At 65.1% G+C, this 16943-nt stretch carries 17 protein-coding genes; 11 read left to right on the forward strand and 6 right to left on the reverse strand.

The window, feature by feature from the left end; translation table 11 throughout:
* The first annotated feature begins 63 nt into the window (after window positions 1-63).
* Genes M2432_RS02670 through M2432_RS02680 form a run of 3 tightly spaced genes read left to right on the forward strand, consistent with a single transcriptional unit; the run spans window position 64 to window position 4261 of the window.
* Window positions 64-1842, forward strand: coding sequence for an NAD(P)/FAD-dependent oxidoreductase (locus M2432_RS02670; protein ID WP_280825178.1), 1779 nt, complete (start codon window positions 64-66; stop codon window positions 1840-1842).
* Entirely contained in the window at window positions 1839-3290 is a 1452-nt protein-coding gene (locus tag M2432_RS02675; protein WP_280825179.1) for an aldehyde dehydrogenase, read from the forward strand. Before M2432_RS02670 ends, M2432_RS02675 begins: the two co-directional genes overlap by 4 nt.
* A complete protein-coding gene (locus M2432_RS02680; RefSeq protein WP_280825180.1) occupies window positions 3287-4261 on the forward strand; it encodes an alpha/beta hydrolase in 975 nt (324 codons plus the stop codon). Before M2432_RS02675 ends, M2432_RS02680 begins: the two co-directional genes overlap by 4 nt.
* Here the strand turns inward: M2432_RS02680 and M2432_RS02685 are convergent.
* A complete protein-coding gene (locus M2432_RS02685) occupies window positions 4253-5398 on the reverse strand; it encodes an NDMA-dependent alcohol dehydrogenase (protein ID WP_280825181.1) in 1146 nt (381 codons plus the stop codon). The genes M2432_RS02680 and M2432_RS02685 overlap by 9 nt on opposite strands.
* Window positions 5399-5545: 147 nt before the next feature.
* On the opposite strand from M2432_RS02685, the gene M2432_RS02690 reads away from it, so the two are divergent.
* Genes M2432_RS02690 through M2432_RS02710 form a run of 5 tightly spaced genes read left to right on the forward strand, consistent with a single transcriptional unit; the run spans window position 5546 to window position 10563 of the window.
* Window positions 5546-6394 carry a GNAT family N-acyltransferase gene (locus tag M2432_RS02690; RefSeq protein WP_280825182.1) on the forward strand — a complete coding sequence of 283 codons (849 nt, stop codon included), beginning with the start codon at window positions 5546-5548 and terminating at the stop codon, window positions 6392-6394.
* Complete coding sequence (locus tag M2432_RS02695) at window positions 6391-7233, forward strand: lysophospholipid acyltransferase family protein (protein ID WP_280825183.1); 843 nt, start codon at window positions 6391-6393, stop codon at window positions 7231-7233. Before M2432_RS02690 ends, M2432_RS02695 begins: the two co-directional genes overlap by 4 nt.
* 33 nt (window positions 7234-7266) lie before the next feature.
* Window positions 7267-8448 carry a cysteine desulfurase family protein gene (locus M2432_RS02700; protein WP_280825184.1) on the forward strand — a complete coding sequence of 394 codons (1182 nt, stop codon included), beginning with the start codon at window positions 7267-7269 and terminating at the stop codon, window positions 8446-8448.
* A gap of 2 nt (window positions 8449-8450) precedes the next feature.
* Window positions 8451-9518, forward strand: coding sequence for a tRNA 2-thiouridine(34) synthase MnmA (gene mnmA, locus M2432_RS02705; protein ID WP_280825185.1), 1068 nt, complete (start codon window positions 8451-8453; stop codon window positions 9516-9518).
* Between the two features lie 34 nt (window positions 9519-9552).
* Complete coding sequence (locus M2432_RS02710; protein ID WP_280825186.1) at window positions 9553-10563, forward strand: methionine synthase; 1011 nt, start codon at window positions 9553-9555, stop codon at window positions 10561-10563.
* 271 nt (window positions 10564-10834) lie between these two features.
* Here the strand turns inward: M2432_RS02710 and M2432_RS02715 are convergent, their stop codons facing one another.
* The 4 genes from M2432_RS02715 to M2432_RS02730 form a co-directional block, all read right to left on the reverse strand.
* Window positions 10835-11152 (reverse strand): hypothetical protein, encoded by a 318-nt coding sequence (locus tag M2432_RS02715; protein WP_280825187.1) that lies wholly within the window; start codon window positions 11150-11152, stop codon window positions 10835-10837.
* 428 nt (window positions 11153-11580) lie between these two features.
* Window positions 11581-12075, reverse strand: coding sequence for an AMP-binding protein (locus tag M2432_RS02720; protein ID WP_280825188.1), 495 nt, complete (start codon window positions 12073-12075; stop codon window positions 11581-11583).
* Between the two features lie 118 nt (window positions 12076-12193).
* Window positions 12194-13537, reverse strand: coding sequence for an AarF/UbiB family protein (locus M2432_RS02725; protein ID WP_280825301.1), 1344 nt, complete (start codon window positions 13535-13537; stop codon window positions 12194-12196).
* Window positions 13538-13642: 105 nt separating this feature from the next.
* The gene (locus tag M2432_RS02730; protein ID WP_280825189.1) at window positions 13643-14203 is read right to left on the reverse strand and encodes a YceI family protein; all 561 of its coding nucleotides are present in this window, start codon (window positions 14201-14203) and stop codon (window positions 13643-13645) included.
* Between the two features lie 99 nt (window positions 14204-14302).
* Here M2432_RS02730 and M2432_RS02735 point away from each other — a divergent pair, with 99 nt between their 5' ends.
* From M2432_RS02735 to M2432_RS02745, 3 genes are all read left to right on the forward strand, one after another.
* Window positions 14303-14704 carry a hypothetical protein gene (locus tag M2432_RS02735; RefSeq protein ID WP_280825190.1) on the forward strand — a complete coding sequence of 134 codons (402 nt, stop codon included), beginning with the start codon at window positions 14303-14305 and terminating at the stop codon, window positions 14702-14704.
* Complete coding sequence (locus M2432_RS02740; protein WP_280825191.1) at window positions 14701-14883, forward strand: hypothetical protein; 183 nt, start codon at window positions 14701-14703, stop codon at window positions 14881-14883. The genes M2432_RS02735 and M2432_RS02740 overlap by 4 nt, the downstream gene beginning before the upstream one ends.
* A gap of 202 nt (window positions 14884-15085) precedes the next feature.
* Window positions 15086-16447: an HNH endonuclease signature motif containing protein gene (locus M2432_RS02745; protein WP_280825192.1), complete on the forward strand. Its 1362-nt coding sequence runs from the start codon at window positions 15086-15088 to the stop codon at window positions 16445-16447.
* A 69-nt stretch (window positions 16448-16516) separates the two neighbouring features.
* Here the strand turns inward: M2432_RS02745 and M2432_RS02750 are convergent, their stop codons facing one another.
* The gene (locus tag M2432_RS02750) at window positions 16517-16912 is read right to left on the reverse strand and encodes an MmcQ/YjbR family DNA-binding protein (protein WP_280825193.1); all 396 of its coding nucleotides are present in this window, start codon (window positions 16910-16912) and stop codon (window positions 16517-16519) included.
* Window positions 16913-16943: the final 31 nt, after the last annotated feature.

Raw genomic sequence — 16943 nt, forward strand, 5'->3', positions numbered from 1 at the left:
CGGATTCATAGCGACTTATGGGGAAACCTTGCCAGGAACTGAAACGTGTTCCAGTATGCACCGATGGTGCATGACAGGAGTCTGGACGGCGGCGGCACGGCGTTCGACCCGGACGCACTGCGGCAGCGGTACTCCGAGGAGCGCGAGCGACGGCTGCGCGCCGACGGCATCGGCCAGTATGTCGAGATCGCGGGCCGGTTTGCTTCGTTCGGCGAAGACCCCTGGGCTGAGCCGGGTTTCGCCCGGGATCCGCTGACCGACGAGGTCGATGTCGCGATCATCGGGGCTGGATTCGGCGGGCTGCTCACCGGCGCCCGGCTGCGTGAGCTGGGCGTGCAGAATCTGCGGCTGATCGACAAGGCCGCCGACGTGGGCGGCACCTGGTACTGGAACCGGTACCCCGGGATCGCCTGCGATGTCGAGTCGTACGTGTACCTGCCACTGTTGGAAGAACTGGGCTACCTGCCGACCGAGAAATACGCCAAGGGCGCCGAAATCTTCGCGCACTGCCAGGCCATCGCCGAACACTACGATCTGTACCGCAACGCCTGCCTGCAGACCGAGGTGCAGGAAATCCGTTGGGACCCGGCTGATTCGCGCTGGGTGATCCGCACCAACCGGGGTGATGCGATGCGGGCCCGGTTTGTCTCGATGGCCAACGGGTACCTGCAGAAGCCGAAACTGCCTGGCATCGACGGCATCACGTCGTTTGCGGGCCATGCCTTCCACACCAGCAGATGGGACTACGGCTACACCGGCGCCGGTCTGGAAAACCTCGCCGACAAACGGGTCGGCATCATCGGCACCGGAGCCACCGCCATCCAGTGCGTGCCGAAGCTTGCCCAGGCGGTAGGCGAGTTGTTTGTCTTTCAGCGCACCCCGTCCACCGTCGATGTGCGGGCCAATGCCCCCACCGACCCTGTGTGGGCAGCGTCGCTGGCACCGGGTTGGCAGCAACGCCGGATTGAGAACTTCCAGATCCTCACCGCGGGAGGCGAAGCCGACGAAGACCTGGTCAACGATGCTTGGACCAGCCTGGCCAAACAAATGCCGATTGCCAAGGAGGGCACCGATCCGCGGGCATCGGCAGCTGAGTTGGCGGACTTCGCCAAGATGGAGCAGATCCGGGCCCGCGTAGACGCACTGGTGACCGATCGGGCGACCGCCGAGGCACTCAAACCCTGGTACGGCTACTACTGCAAACGGCCGTGCTTCCACGACGAATACCTGCAGGCGTTCAACCGGGACAATGTCACACTGGTCGACACCAATGGCCTCGGAGTCGAGCAGATCAATGCCCGGGGCGTGGTGGTTGCCGGCATCGAATACCCCTTGGACTGCCTGATTTTTGCCACCGGCTTCGAGGTCGGCACCGACTACACCCGCCGTACCGGTTTCGAGGTAATCGGCCGGGATGGAATGACGTTGAGCGACAAGTGGTCCGACGGTGTGCGCACGCTGCATGGCCTACACGTCAACGGTTTTCCGAATTGCTTCATTGCCAGCATCGCGCAGTCCGGCTTCACGGTGAATTTCCCGTATCTGATCGAGACGCAGTCGCGGCACACTGCCTGGGTGATCGCCTGGGCCCTCAAACACGATGCCACCGAACTGGAGGCCACTGCGGCTGCAGAAACGGAGTGGGTCGACACCGTGGTGGCGCGCTCCGGCGTCATCTCCGGTCGGCGTGAAGCCTGCACGCCCGGCTACTACAACCGCGAGGGGCAGGCCAGCGCCCGGCTCAACCAGGACAGCTTCTTCTTCGGCAGCCCGACCGAATATGCCGATATTCTGGCCGCCTGGCGTGATGCGGAAGCCATTGCAGGAATGGTGGTTACGTGAGCACGCCGCTGCTGATCGACGGTGAACTGGTAACCGGCGGGGCCGGGGCTTTCGACACGATCAACCCCGCCACGGAGGACGTGCTGGGCCAGGCCGCTGATGCCGACGCCAACGATTTGGACCGCGCGATCGCGGCCGCTCGCACCGCCTTCGACGACACCGACTGGTCGCGCGACACCGCGCTGCGGGTGCACTGCCTGCGCCAGCTGCAAGCGGCCTTACACGACGAGATCGAGCACCTGCGGGCGATCACCGTGGCCGAGGTCGGCGCCCCGGTTTCACTGACCTACGGCGGTCAGCTGCAGATGCCGGTGGACGGACTGCGCTATGTCGCCGAGCTAGCCGAAAAGTATGTGTGGAAAACCGATCTAGGTGATGCGGCGCCGTTCGGTAAACCCACCAGACGCACCGTGGTGCGCGAGCCCTGCGGGGTGGTCGGAGCAGTGACGCCGTGGAATTTCCCGCACCAGATCAATTTCGCCAAACTCGGGCCTGCGTTGGCCGCGGGCAACACTGTCGTGCTCAAGCCTGCTCCCGACACCCCGTGGTGTGCCGCCGAGGTCGGCCGGATCATCAACGAACGCACGGATTTTCCGGCTGGTGTGGTCAACATCGTCACCGCCAGCGGCCATGCACTCGGTGCGCGACTTACCGAGGACCCTCGCGTTGATCTGGTGTCCTTCACCGGCTCGACCGCGACCGGTCGAGCGGTGATGGCCGCCGCCTCGCAGACCATCAAAAAGGTATTCCTGGAACTCGGCGGCAAGTCGGCCTATATCGTGCTTGACGACGCTGATCTGCCCGCCGCCTGCGCCGCCGCGGCCGCCGGGGTGGCGATGCATGCCGGCCAGGGTTGCGCCTTCACCACCCGATTGCTGGTACCCCGCGCGCGTTATGATGAGGCTGTTGCTGCGGCATCAACAGCCATGTCCGGCTTAGGATTTGGTGACCCGACCGACCCCGCCACGCTGTGCGGCCCGTTGATCTCGGCTCGGCAGCGGGATCGAGTCGAGGGCTACCTGAAGTTGGCCGTCGACGAGGGCGGTTGGTTCGGATGCGGTGGTGGCCGTCCGGCGGACCGCGACCGCGGTTTCTATGTTCAGCCGACGGTGATCGGCGGTCTGACCAATGACGCCCGGGTGGCCCGCGAAGAGATCTTCGGTCCTGTCCTCACCGTGATCTCCCATGACGGTGATGCCGATGCGGTGCGTATTGCCAACGACTCGCCTTATGGCTTGTCCGGTGCGGTGGTCGGTGCTGACCAGAAACGGGTCGACTGGGTGACCTCCCGGCTGCGAACCGGCACAATCAATGTCAACGGTGGGGTCTGGTACTCCGCCGATGCCCCGTTCGGGGGCTATAAGCAGTCCGGTATCGGTCGGGAGATGGGGCTGGCCGGTTTCGAGGAGTACCTCGAAACCAAACTGATCGCCAAAGGAGTGCAGTGACAACAGAACTGAATCCCGGACTGGAGCCGGTGCTGAGTCCGCTGCTGGCCGTGAGTGCTCAGATGGACAAGCCTGCGGTCGGCGATGTTGCGACCCGACGGGCGAGTGCACAGCTCTTGTTCGGGCAGTTGGCCGATGCCCGGCCGCCGGTGCCGCAGGTGCAGACCGAGTCATTCGAGTTGACCGCCGAGGATGGAGCGGTGGTACCGATGCGCTGGTACCGGCCCGCGTCGGCGGCCGGCGCCGCAGTGCTGTACCTACATGGCGGCGGCATGATCTATGGCCTTGATACCGTTGGGGCCCTGTATGATTCAGTGGTCCGCGGCTACGTGGCGGCCTCCGGGGTGCCCATGTTGGTGCCCGACTACCGGGTGGCGCCCGAACATCCGCACCCTGCCCCGGTGCATGACAGCTACGCCGCATTGGTGTGGCTGGCTGAACACGCCGCGGAACTCGGTGTCGACCCCGCCCGGATCGCGGTGATGGGGGACAGTGCAGGTGGCGGTCTGACGGCCGGCGTGGGCCTGCTGGCCCGCGATCGCGGCGGTCCGGCGATCGCCCAGCAGTTGTTGATCTACCCGATGCTCGACGACCGAACGCCGGCCCCGGACTGCGCCGTAGCGCCGCTACTGACGTGGAGCTATGACGACAACCTCACCGGCTGGGGTGCGCTGCTCGGTGCCGGACCTGACCGCTCAACGGTCGGCGGCACCGACGAGGTGTCCGTCTATGCCGCGCCGGCGCGAGCGGAGGATCTGTCCGGACTGCCACCCAGCTATGTGGACACCGGAGATTTGGACCTGTTCCACGCCGAAGTCACCAGTTACGCGAGCGCACTTGAAAAATCCGGCGTGCCAACTGAATTGCACGTCATGCCGGGTTGCCCGCACGCCTTCGAACTGCTGGCGCCCGATGCGCCGGTGTCTCAGCAGGTGGTCGCCGAACGGGTGCGCCGGCTGCGGTCACTGTAGCGAGAAGTCGATGACGCCGCGGATCACCCGGCCGCCCAACAGGTCATCGAACGCATCGTTGATGTCATCGAGCCGGTACCGCCGGGTGATCATCTCGTCGAGCTTGAGCTTGCCGTCCTGGTAAAGCCTTGCCAGTGCCGGGATTTCGGTGGTCGGATTGCATGACCCAAACAGCGTGCCGCACAGGTTCTTGTTCATCAAGATGAAGTCCTGCAGGTCCATCCGGACGGATTCCGTTGCGGGCGAAGCCATACCGGTCAACACGCAGGTGCCGCCCTTACGGGTCAACGCAAGCGCTCCGTCGACGTCATCGGAACCGATGGCAGAAGGCGACAGCACCACGGCGTCGGCCATGACGCCGCGTGTCGACTCGCGAACCAACTCGATGGCCTCGGGGACCGTTGCCGCGATATGGGTGGCGCCGAACTCCAGCGCGGAATCACGTTTGAACGCAACAGGATCGACGGCAACCACCTGCGTAGCGCCCGCGAGCGCCGCACCCTGTAGGGCTGCGGTACCGATCCCACCCACGCCGATGACCACCACAGTGTCGCCGGCGCGCACCCCGGCCCGGTGCGCCGTCGACCCGTAACCGGTTGGCACTGCGCAGGACAACAGCGCACTGGGCACCAGTGGGAGTTCTGGGTCGATCTTCACCAGAGAATCGGCGGCGACCACTGTGTGCTGCGCGAATGCCCCGATCTTGGAAGTGTGTCGCAACTGCTCACCGGACAGGCTGTGATGCCGGAATGTGCCGTCGGTGGGCATACCGGGCACCAGTGTGCCGGCGCCTTTGTCGCACAGATACTCCATACCGTTTGTGCACCAACGGCAGTGCCCGCACACCGCAAGAAACGAGGTCACCACGTGATCGCCGGGGGTGAAGCCGGTGACACCTGCGCCGACCTCGACCACCACGGCAGAGCCTTCGTGGCCGCCGATGGTGGGTGGCATGGGCGGCAGCGCCGAACCGGCCGGTCCGGACAGATAACCCGATCGGATGTGGTCATCAGAGTGGCACAGCCCGGCCGCCGCCATCTGCAGCAGCACCTCACCGGCCCGCGGCGGGTCGAGTTCGAACTCCTCGACAAACCAATCGCCGCCGCGTTCACGCACAATCGCCGCTCGGCTCCTCATACGTACATCACCCGCCGACGCGTGTCTGGGCACGTCAGATGCTCACACATGCGCCGAATCTAACCGACCCCGATGTTTCGCAATCGGTCACGTACACGTCACGCTCCGATTGCCATTGCGCCCAACGACTCGGCGACCGTGCAGGGTATGAGCAACGCATCAGTTCTCATTTCCGCAGATGACACTGACACTACTGACAGCGCGGACACCGGAATTCCGCGTTATACCCTGTTGTTGTCCGCCGATCGCGACATGATCGAGGCCGCTCAGCGGCTACGTCATCAAGTGTTCACCTCCGAGCCTGGTTACACCCTCACCGCCACCAGTCCGGGCTTCGAAACCGGAAGAGACGCTGACCATTTCGATCAGTACTGCGACCACCTGCTGGTCCGCGAGGACAACACGGGCGAGTTCGTCGGCTGCTACCGGATGTTGCCGCCGCCGGGTGCCATTGCGGCCGGAGGCCTTTACACCGCAACAGAATTCGATGTGAGCGAGCTCGATACGCTGCGTCCGTCACTGGTCGAGATGGGCCGCGCAGTGGTGCGGGCCGATCACCGAAACGGAGCTGTGGTGCTGCTGATGTGGGGCGGCATCCTGGCTTACCTGGACCGCAGCGGCTACGACTACGTGACCGGTTGTGTCTCGGTTCCGGTGCAGGGCGGCCCCAACGAGCAGCCCGGTTCCGGCATCCGCGGGGTGCGCGACTTCGTCGCCCGCCGGCACGCTTCGCCGTACACCGTCCGGCCCTACCGACCGGTGGTGATCGACGGCAAGGGCCTCGACGAGATCGAGCCGCCGCAACGGCCCGCCATCCCGCCGTTGATGCGCGGTTATCTGCGTCTTGGTGCGAAAGTCTGCGGCGAGCCTGCACACGACCCGGACTTCGGGGTCGGGGACTTCCCGGCGCTGCTGAACAAGAGCGAGGCCGACGTGCGGTACCTGAAGCGGTTGCGCTCGGCAGCTGCGGCCACCGAGCAGGCGGCAGACCGGTGAACACCATTACTCACCCCTGGCTGCGGCAGGCATCCTGTGACGCCAGCTGCATCCGCGTGGACGCCAGCCAGATCAGCCACCCGGCGGTGGTGGCGGTGCGCACCGCTGCCCGAGTGGCGATGGGCCTGGCGTTGCTGCCTGCGCTGCCGTTGCTGGCCGTCCCGCTGCCCGGCCGGTCGAGGGTTCAACGCCTGTACTGCCGGCTCATGCTGCGCTGCCTGGGCGTGCGGATCACCGCTTCCGGTGGGCCCATCCGCAACCTCAGCGGGGTGCTGGTGGTCAGCGGACACGTTTCCTGGGTCGATATCTTCGTCATCGGCGCGGTGATGCCGGGAGCATTCGTGGCCCGCGCCGACCTGATCGAATGGCCCGCCCTGGGCTTCGTGGCCCGACTGCTCAAGGTGATCCCGATCGAGCGGACCAGCCTGCGCCGACTGCCGGGCGTGGTGCACACCGTCGCTGACCGGCTGCGCGCCGGGCAGACCGTGGTGGCTTTCCCCGAGGGCACCACCTGGTGTGGCCTGGGTCACGGCACCTTCGCGCCCGCGATGTTCCAGGCCGCTGTCGACGCCGCCCGACCTGTGCAGCCGCTACGCCTGAGCTACCGGCACCGGGACGGGGCACTGTCGACGGTGCCCGCCTTCGTCGGCGACGACACGCTGCTGGCCTCCGTACGACGAGTCATCACCGCTCGGCTGACGGTGTGCCACGTACGGGTGCAGTCGTTGCAGTTGCCGGGCACCGATCGGCGTGATCTGGCCGCCCGGTGCCAGGAATCGGTGTACGGGGCCGGGTCGCTTCCCGTTGCCGCTGCTACCGGGCACGCGCTGGCTGCCTGACGGTTTGTGCCTGGCCGGTATCCTGGACAGGCCATGAGCCCCGCATACCTGGATCACGCCGCCACCACCCCGATGCACCCCGCTGCCATCGAGGCCATGACGGCTGTGCTGGCCACGGGCGGAAACGCTTCATCACTGCACACCTCCGGCCGTGCCGCGCGGCGCCGCATGGAGGAGGCTCGCGAGACCCTGGCGCAGAAGCTGGGCGCCAGGCCCTCCGAGGTGATCTTCACCGCAGGCGGCACCGAGAGCGACAACCTGGCCGTGAAGGGCATCTTCTGGGCGCGCCGGGACAGCGGGTCGAAGCTATGCCGCATAGTCACGACGCCGACCGAACACCACGCGGTGCTCGACGCGATCGAGTGGTTGGTCGAGCATGAGGGCGCCGAGGTGACCTGGCTGCCTGTCGACAGCACAGGTGCGGTGTCACCCGGCGCGCTGCGTGAGGTTCTCGAGACCCACGACGACGTTGCTCTGGTCACGGTCATGTGGGCCAACAACGAGGTCGGGACCATTGCGCCCATCGCTGAATTAGCCTCGGTGGCAGCCGAATTCGGTGTTCCGATACACAGCGACGCGATTCAGGCGGTTGGTGCAGTCCCGGTCGATTTCGCTGCCAGCGGGCTGTCCGCGATGAGCGTGGCAGCCCACAAGTTCGGCGGACCCACTGGCGTGGGCGCGCTGCTGCTGCGCCGCGACACCGCGTGCGTGCCGCTGTTGCACGGCGGCGGTCAAGAACGCGACGTGCGTTCGGGCACACCGGATGTCGCCGGTGCGGTTGCCATGGCAGCGGCAGCGGCCGTCGCGGTCGATGAGCTGGGGGCCTACCGAGTGCGGATCACTGCGCTGCGGGACCGTCTGGTCGACGGGGTGCTGTCCGGTATCGATGATGTGGTGCTCAACGGTGCGACCGGAGAGCAGCGGCTGCCGGGCAACGCACACTTCACCTTTCGGGGCTGCGAAGGCGACGCGCTCCTGATGTTGTTGGATGCCAAGGGAATAGAGTGTTCCACTGGCTCCGCGTGTACCGCTGGGGTGGCGCAGCCGTCGCACGTCCTGATCGCCATGGGTTCAGCCAACCCACGCGGGTCTCTGCGATTTTCTTTGGGCCACACCAGTACTGACGCCGATATCGATGCGGTGCTGGCGGTGCTCCCCGCCGCCGTGGACCGCGCCCGTCAGGCCGCATTGGCCAGTGCCGGGCCGAGGAGGTAGCAATGCGGGTTCTGGTTGCAATGAGCGGGGGAGTGGACTCTTCGGTGGCCGCCGCGCGCATGGTCGACGCCGGACATGACGTCGTCGGCGTGCATATGGCGTTGTCCACCGCCCCCGGGACGCTGCGCACGGGCTCCAGGGGCTGCTGCTCCAAGGAGGACGCCGGTGACGCCCGCCGCGTCGCCGACATTCTTGACATCCCGTTCTACGTCTGGGATTTGGCCGATCGCTTCAAAGAAGACGTCATCGACGACTTCGTCGAGTCCTACGCCCGCGGCGAGACCCCGAACCCATGCGTGCGGTGCAACGAGCGGATCAAGTTCTCGGCGCTGTCCGCACGGGCGCTGGCGCTCGGCTTCGACGCAGTCGCCACTGGTCACTACGCCCGGCTGGAAGAAGGCCGACTGCGCCGCGCCGTGGACGCCGGCAAGGACCAGTCGTACGTGCTCGGGGTGCTGACCGCTGAGCAGCTGCAGCACGCACTGTTCCCGATCGGCGACACCCCTAAGCCCCAAATTCGGCAGGAGGCCGAGGACCGCGGCCTGGCAGTGGCCAAGAAGCCGGACAGTCACGACATCTGCTTCATTCCGTCCGGTGACACCCGGGCGTTCCTGGGCGCACGCATCGGGGTGCGCCCCGGCGTGGTGGTCGACGGCGGCGGCTCGGTGCTCGCCGAGCACGATGGTGTGCACGGCTTCACTATCGGCCAGCGCAAGGGTCTGGGGATCGCCGGTCCGGGACCCGACGGCCAGCCGCGCTACGTCACCGGAATCGATGCTGAGACCGGCGTCGTCCAGGTGGGTAGTGCGGCAGACCTCGAGGTGCATTCATTGACCGGCGAGGCGCCGATCTTCACCTCGGGAGTGCCGTTCGATGGGCCGGTGGAATGCGTGATTCAGGTGCGGGCGCACGGCGGCTTGGCCGACGCGGTCGCCGAACTGCGTGACGGAGCGTTGCACGTCGACCTTCGGACCCCGCTGCGCGGCGTGGCCCCGGGACAGACCATGGTGCTGTACCGGCCCGACGCCGACGGTGACGAGGTCATCGCCAGCGCCACGATTGTCCACTGAAGCTCGCCCAAGCACATCGAATAGTGTTGGCCGCGTGAGCATTTTTGCCCAGGCATCCGGAATTGGTTCATGGCCCGGGACGGTGGCCCGCGAAGCCGCGCAGATCGTGGTCGGTGAACTTCATGCCCTGCCGCACCTGGTGGAGCTGCCGGCCCGTGGGGTCGGCGCAGACATCATCGGGCGGGCAGGTGCACTGCTGGTCGACATCGGTATCGACACCGTCCCACGTGGCTATCGCATCGCTTCGGGGCGCAGTGCCGTGGTGCGGCGAGCCACCGGACTGCTCGACGAGGACGTCGACGCGCTCGAGGAAGCGTGGGAGAAGGCCGGCCTGCGCGGGGCCGGCCGGACCATAAAGGTCCAGGTGCCTGGCCCCATCACACTCGCCGCGGAACTGGAGTTGTCCGGTGGCCACCGGGCCATCACTGACCCGGGTGCAATGCGCGATCTCGCCGGGTCACTCGCCGAGGGCGTGGCCCGGCATCGGGCGGAGTTGGCCCGGCGCTGTGAGGCGGAGGTGGTGGTGCAGTTCGACGAGCCGTCATTGCCTGCCGCGCTGGCTGGACGGCTGGCCGGAGTGACCAGTTTTTCGCCCGTCGCTCCGGTGGACGGACCACTGGCGGCGAACCTGGTGGACGAATGTATGGCGACCGTCGGGGGTTCGGCATGCGTGCACGTGTGCGCCGCCGAGATACCGTGGAAGGTGATGGCGCGCACAGCTTTTGAAGCGCTCTCGCTCGACGCGTCGAAATTGACCGCGGCCGATCTCGACGGCATCGGGGAGTGGATCGAGGCCGGCCGGACCGTCATGCTCGGGGTGGTGCCCAGCGTGGCTCCCGGAGCCAAGGTGCCGGTCGAGGAGGTTGCCAAGGCGGCCGCACGGGTCACCGATCGACTGGGCTTTGCCCGTGCCGTGTTGCGCGACCGGGTCGGGTTGACACCGGCGTGCGGACTGGCTGGGGCGACCGCGGCTTGGGCACGAACTGCGCTGGAACTGGTGCAGAAGGCCGCCGATGGGATCGCCGACGATCCCGACGCCGCCTGACTCCCCAGAAGATATTTCTGCTCCGCGGAAGATATTTCTGGCAACGTCGAAGAACGGTCGACTTTCGTGGCGTGACCGTGCGAATATAGCCCAGTCAATTCCGCTGTTGTGTCATTCTGGCTATCGGTTCGACGGGGGTGGATGTGCGCTGCGATCATCCGCAGTTGGCTGCAGCTTCGCTGATTGCTTCCGCATTTGTACTGCTAGTTGCGCCTGTTGAGGCAGTGGCGCTTGCGGACCCCGGCGGCACGCACGGTACCAGCGGTAACGGTCATGGCAACTCCGGCTCAGGAAAGTCGAAGGCTTCCGGGTCCTCGCGTTCCGGTGCTGTATCCCGAGGTTCTGGCAACTCCCAAGGCAACAACGGCAAGGGTTCCAGCAGCGCGCATGGCGATTCGGATAGCAGCGGCAACGGCAATTCGAACGGCAACGGCAACGCCAATTCGAACGGCAACGGCAATTCGAACGGCAACGGTAATTCCAGCGGCAACGGCAGTTCGGGTAACAACGGCAACGGTAATAGCAACAACGGTAATAGCAACAACGGCAACAGCAACAACGGCAACAGCAATGGGGGAGCAACCGGCAACGATTCGCCACCGGCTCAGACCGCCCCCTCAACGAGCGCGCCATCTGGGCAGCCGTCGTCGGGCGGTTCAAGCCCGGTAACGAGCGTTGGCGTAATCCAGTCGCCTGCGCCGCCGCTGATCGGTGACGCACGTACCGGTACGCCGCGCGCTGCCGGATCAACTCCGGTCGCTGCCATTGACGTTCCGGCCGCCTACCGGGTGGCCGAGCCGACTGTGCCATCCGACCCGGTCATTGAACCGGCACCGGATTGGATGGGTCCGTGGAACACGATGGCAATCGATCGCGCTGTGCTGCCCGCGTGGGTCGGCGCGCAATCCGGTGGTATGCACGGCATCTCGTTCGGGCTCGCCGGACTCGTACTGATGCCGTTGGCAGGAATGTGGCTCGGCTATCGACAAGCCCGCGCTCAGCGGAACGCCCCGGTTACTAATCTCCGCGCAATTCCCGACGCAGAATCTTCCCGGACGCGGACTTCGGAATCGAGTCCGTGAATTCGACCTGACGCACCTTTTTGTACGGTGCCACTTGGCCGGCCACGAAGTCCATGACCTCCTGCCCGCTGACCGGCGAGTTCGGTTGCCGGACCACGAATGCTTTGGGCACCTCTTCGCCCGTTTCCATGTCGCGAACCCCGATGACGGTGGCACCGGCCCGCAAAATGCCATGAAACGCCACGGCGAACGCGGCACTGTTCGGGGCCAGCAGGCCGACGACATCGCCTGCACCGATACCGCGTGCGGCCAGGGCCCCGGCAAACGCCTCGATCTGCTGAGTCAGGTCGCGGTAGGTCAGCGTGAGCCCGGTGGCGACCTCGATGAGGGCGATCCGATCGGCGTCGTCATCGGTGAGATCGTCGAACAGGAACTCGTACACCGACGTCGTCGGTAGCTGGACCACGGGAAAAGGGCTGGCGATAGTCATGACGCCTTTGATCGAACCACGACGAGGTTACTGACGCGTCGCCATAGTCGGTTACTGAAGTTTGCCGGCCGCTGCGAACCGCAACGCTGCGGTCGGACAGGCTGACCCGGATGTGGCGCTACTGCGCGAGCACCTCGTCGTCCTGGTGGAAGCCCGGCACCCATTTGTCGACGATGGCCGCGTAATCGATCGTCGCATCGAGTTGTGCGGCGATGCCGACCAGACCGCCGAGCACCCGGAAGATCATCAGGTAGTTGGGCGGCAAGTTAAGTTGACGGCTGGTCTTGAACGTCGCTGCGAACTGCTCGCCGCGGATGTCCGTGGCGGTGGCCGCAATTCCCTGGAGCCATTTGCGACTGAAATGGAACCTCTTCTGACGCAACGGCTCGATATATGGCCGGAGATAGGTATTGATCTCTTCGTGGGACACGGTGGCGCCTGGGGGAACGAAGCCTTCCGTCCTCAGATAGGCGGTCAGTTGTTCCCATTTCTCATCACGGGCCAGCCGCAGGATGGGCCCGATCGCAGCTGGTAGCCCACCCTCGTGGACCGCAACCGCGCCGAAATCCATGACGCCGAATCGCCCGTCGTCGAGCAGCATGAAGTTGCCGGGATGGGTGTCGACATGCAGCAGCCCGCAGCGATACGACGCGCTGATGGTGACCTCCAGCAGCAGGTGCGCACAGTCGTTGCGCTCTTCTTCGGTGCCGCCCGCGATGATCTCCGAGAGCTTGCGGCCCTCCATCCATTCGGTGATGACCACCTTCGGGGAGGACGCGACGACCGGCGGGATGTAGAACTGAGGGTCGCCGGCGAACGCCTTGGCGAACGTTCGTTGATTGGCGGCCTCGATCCGGTAGTCGAGTTCTTCCTCGGTGCGCTCGATCAGTTCGTCGATGATGCTCTTGACGTCGGCTCCCGGCACCACCTGCTTGAACAATGAAGTGAGCAGCCGCAGCGTCTTGAGGTCAGCACGCACCGCCTCGTCGGCGCCCGGATACTGCACCTTGACGGCCACCCTCCGGCCGTCACTCCACACGGCACTGTGCACCTGCCCGATGCTCGCGGAGGCGACGGGATTGTCGTCGAAGGATTGGAAGCGTTCGCGCCACTTGGTCCCCAACTGCGCGTCGAGCACCCGGTGCACCTTGGCCGCGGGGAGCGGTGGGGCATCGCTTTGCAGCTTGGTCAATGCGTCGCGGTACGGCTCGGCGAGCGCGGGCGGGATGGCTGCTTCCATTACCGAGAGCGCTTGGCCGAGCTTCATCGCTGCACCTTTGAGCTCCCCGAGCACCTGAAAGAGTTGCTCAGCCGCCTTCTCGACCAGTTCGGCGTTGACGTCCTCTTTTGACTTGCCGGCGATTCGCTTGCCGACGCCCAGGGCGGCGCGACCTGCAATACCCGCAGGGAGGGATGCGAGCTTGGCGGCGCGTACGGTGCGGCCACGGCGGATCTCAGCCAAGGTGGTCATCCTGTCTGTCAGTGCCGCTGATGATAGACAGCCACGAAATTCGTTTGGCCGACGCCTCGGTAAATTTACAGTCTTCGATGGCCGTGGCTGCGCGAACTACGCGGGGTCGAGGGTGCCGTCCTTGGCGTGCGTCGCGCTGACGGACACGGTGACCGTGTCGGCTACCTTGAGCGTGCCCATCATCAGCGAATAGGGCTTGACGCGGAAGTCCGATTGCCGCACATCGGCATTGGCCGACATCTGCCATGTATCGCCACGATCTTCGACGTGTAATGCCACTTCGAGGTGTTTGGTCACGCCGTGGATGGTCAACTGGCCGGCTAGTCGGTAGCCGTCAGACGATTTGGCGATGTCACTGGTTCGAAAGTTGATTTCCGGAAAGCGTTGTACCTCAAGTGATTTGAGTGCGTTATTCCGGATAATCGCCTTTTCCGGACCCGACAGCGGAGTGACGCCGCCTTCGCCGGCCAATACTTCCAGCGAGGATACGTCGGCGGTCAGGTCCAGTGCCGACGGTTCACCGCCGGCCCACGTGACGGTCGCTTGCCAGGACGCCATCGAAAGCGTCAGCCGGTGACCCATTTTGGCTGCCGGCCCGGCCACGGCAGTCCGGATCTGCAACTCCGAATTGGACGGGCCGAACCGCCAGTTCGTCACGAGAAGTCCCCTATCAAATTGCGCTGCCAGGCGCCGGCGAGGGCATCGGCGGTCTTGGTGATGCCGTCGTTGGCGACGTGAGCGAGAACCTGGGGGCCTGTGAAGGGCCGCAGCCTTCTGGAAACCGAGTCCAATAGGTCCACAGACGCAAGCATAGAAGCCGCGGTGCTCGGAGTCAGGGATAAGGAAGGGGAACGGCCGCGCGGCACGGCGTCGTATTTCTTCCGCAACCGCAAGGCGCTGCTACAGGCGACGGCCGAACGGGTCAGCGAGCTCGGTGCGGCGGACCTGTCGATGATGATCGAGCTCGCCGACGCTGATGCTGCAAAGTACTCTGGAACAAAAGGGTTGGCGCAGTTGGTGATTCTGTCCAGCACCGAGCCATGGCTAACGCGCACCCGAGCGCGTTACGAGCTGATGCTGGCGGCCCGACGTGAACCCGAGCTCGCAACGTCCATGTTGGAGTTCGGCGCAAGTTCTATGGTTTGGCCCGTGAAGTGATCACCAAATGGCATGAGGCGCCGGTGGATGCAGCGGTGATCGACGAGCAGGCCGTCACCGTCTTGACGTACGTCAACGGCGTCATGATGACTTTTGTGCACGGGTTCCCAGTGGTGAGCGACGCTGACCAGTTGGATCGACGAATTCAGGCGATCCTGCGCAGCGTGGATGGCCGCTGAACCGAGTTTGTCCTCCCAAAGGGGCATTTGGGCCGGGTTGTGCGAGTGGAACCGGCCAATTCGTCGGTTTCGATGCGGGTGGTTTGGTGTTTGTCGCAACGGTGGAACATGTTGTCCAGCAACAGCTTTAGACTCATCTGTCACTTGCTGCTCAGTTGCCCCAACTCTTGAATCTTGACTTTATTCGAACTAATGTTCGAATATGGCCGGAAGTTCTCCCACCACCATCTTCGCTGCGCTCGACGCGCTGGATGCGGCGATAGACGCAGTCAACGGCTTGGCCTTGAATGCGTTGGGTTGCGGTGAGCTGCTTGCGGTGCTGTCCCGGTTGGAACGCGCGGCTCGCCGTGCCCCGATTGCGGGGCAGGCGATCACCGCGCGACTGGGGCGCGAAGCCACTCCGGGGGAGTTGGGTGGGTTGTCGCTGCCGCAGGCCTTGGCGCAGCGGTTGCTCGTGTCGGTGGCAGAAGCCCGCCGGCGGATCGGAGACGCTGCAGTGCTGGCGCCGCGGGTGGGTCTGACGGGCGAACCGCTGGCACCTGTGTTTGTGCAGACCGCTGCGGCACAGGCCCGGGGCGAGGTCGGTGCTGACCAGGTAGCGATCGTGCGTGGCGTGATGGACAAGGTGCCGCACGCCACCGCACCGGATGTGGTTGCCAGCGCTGAAGCTCAGATGGCGGAGTATGCCGGCCAGTTCCGCCCCGAGGCGCTGCGCAAGCTCGGCGCGCGTTTGCTTGCGCAGCTGAACCCCGACGGCGATTTTGACGAGAAGGACCGAGCCCGGCGTCGGGGGTTCCGGATCGGGCCGCAGCAGGTCGATGGGATGAGCCAGGTCAATGGCTGGATCACCCCAGAGCTACGCGCCATGCTCGAACCCGGTCTACACAAACTGGGTGCTCCGGGAATAGCCAATCCCGATGATGATCAGCCGTGTATATCGGGCACGCCCACCGAGGCGCAGATTCACGCCGACGGTCGAAGCGGTGCGCAACGCAATCACGATGCGCTGCTGGCGATCTGTCGCAGCGTCCTGTCTTCGGGGGAACTCGGCCAGCATCACGGTCTGCCGGTCACAGTCATTGTCTCGACCACTCTGCAGGAACTGCATGCCGCGGCCGGCCATGGTGTTACCTCTGGTGGCACGCTGCTGCCGATGCGAGATCTGATCCGCCTGGTCTCGAGCGCCTACCACTACCTCTGCATCTTCGACAAAGCCACCGAGAAACCTTTGAACCTGTTTCGGACAAAACGGTGTGCCTCTGATTCGCAGCGGGTCGCATTGCAGGCGATTCATCGAGGGTGCACGTTCCCCGATTGCACGGCCCCGGCGTATCTCACTGAGGTGCATCATCTCGATGAATATGCCGCCGGTGGCAACACCAACATCGACGACATGACCTTGGCGTGCCGGCCGCACCACAAGCTGGTCAAACCCGGCGGTTGGCACACCCGCCGCGGCCCCGGCGGCCGCACCGAATGGATTCCACCACCAGAGCTCGACGTCGGGCAGGCTCGGAGCAATGACTTCCACCACCCGGAAAGGCTTCTGGGCAAAGCTGATTAGCGACGCCAGTATCTGGTCATCATCAAATAGCTTGAGGCTGAGCCTGATTGGATGAGACGGCAGCGAAACTCACTGCGCGTCGAGCAGCTTGACCAACCGCTTCGCCGCGACCAGCCGGAACGATGCGTCGACCAGTTCGCCGACCTCTTCCCAGTCGACCTTGGCGGCAGTGAAATCCAGCCCAAGCCAGCCGAACGGCCCCATGTAGGCCGGGTAGAAAAAGCGCTTGTCCTGCTCCAGCGCCGCACGCTCGGACTCGTCGACCTTCACAAGCAGCGAATGCGGATACCCGACCATCTCGCCCGAATCCTTAGAGTTACCGCCGTACATCGCGAACATCTTCGGCGCACAGAACACTGGCCGCCCCCAGGACACCTTCTCGAACGCTTCCGGGAAGCGCAGCGCCACCGCACGTAGTTCTGCCAGGCCAGGATCGTCGTCGCTGAACATGATCGGATGCGGCATGTGGCCAGAGTATCTGCGGCTGCCGACGTCG

Source organism: Mycobacterium sp. OTB74, assembly GCF_029892685.1.
Taxonomy (GTDB): domain Bacteria; phylum Actinomycetota; class Actinomycetes; order Mycobacteriales; family Mycobacteriaceae; genus Mycobacterium.

What these genes read in the sequence shown, in the direction of transcription:
- M2432_RS02670 (WP_280825178.1), top strand. Translation starts at nt 64, where the DNA reads ATGGTGCATGACAGGAGTCTGGACGGCGGCGGCACGGCGTTCGACCCG.
- M2432_RS02685 (WP_280825181.1), bottom strand. Translation starts at nt 5,398, where the DNA reads ATGAGGAGCCGAGCGGCGATTGTGCGTGAACGCGGCGGCGATTGGTTT.
- M2432_RS02690 (WP_280825182.1), top strand. Translation starts at nt 5,546, where the DNA reads ATGAGCAACGCATCAGTTCTCATTTCCGCAGATGACACTGACACTACT.
- M2432_RS02700 (WP_280825184.1), top strand. Translation starts at nt 7,267, where the DNA reads ATGAGCCCCGCATACCTGGATCACGCCGCCACCACCCCGATGCACCCC.
- mnmA (WP_280825185.1), top strand. Translation starts at nt 8,451, where the DNA reads ATGCGGGTTCTGGTTGCAATGAGCGGGGGAGTGGACTCTTCGGTGGCC.
- M2432_RS02720 (WP_280825188.1), bottom strand. Translation starts at nt 12,075, where the DNA reads ATGACTATCGCCAGCCCTTTTCCCGTGGTCCAGCTACCGACGACGTCG.
- M2432_RS02745 (WP_280825192.1), top strand. Translation starts at nt 15,086, where the DNA reads ATGGCCGGAAGTTCTCCCACCACCATCTTCGCTGCGCTCGACGCGCTG.
- M2432_RS02750 (WP_280825193.1), bottom strand. Translation starts at nt 16,912, where the DNA reads ATGCCGCATCCGATCATGTTCAGCGACGACGATCCTGGCCTGGCAGAA.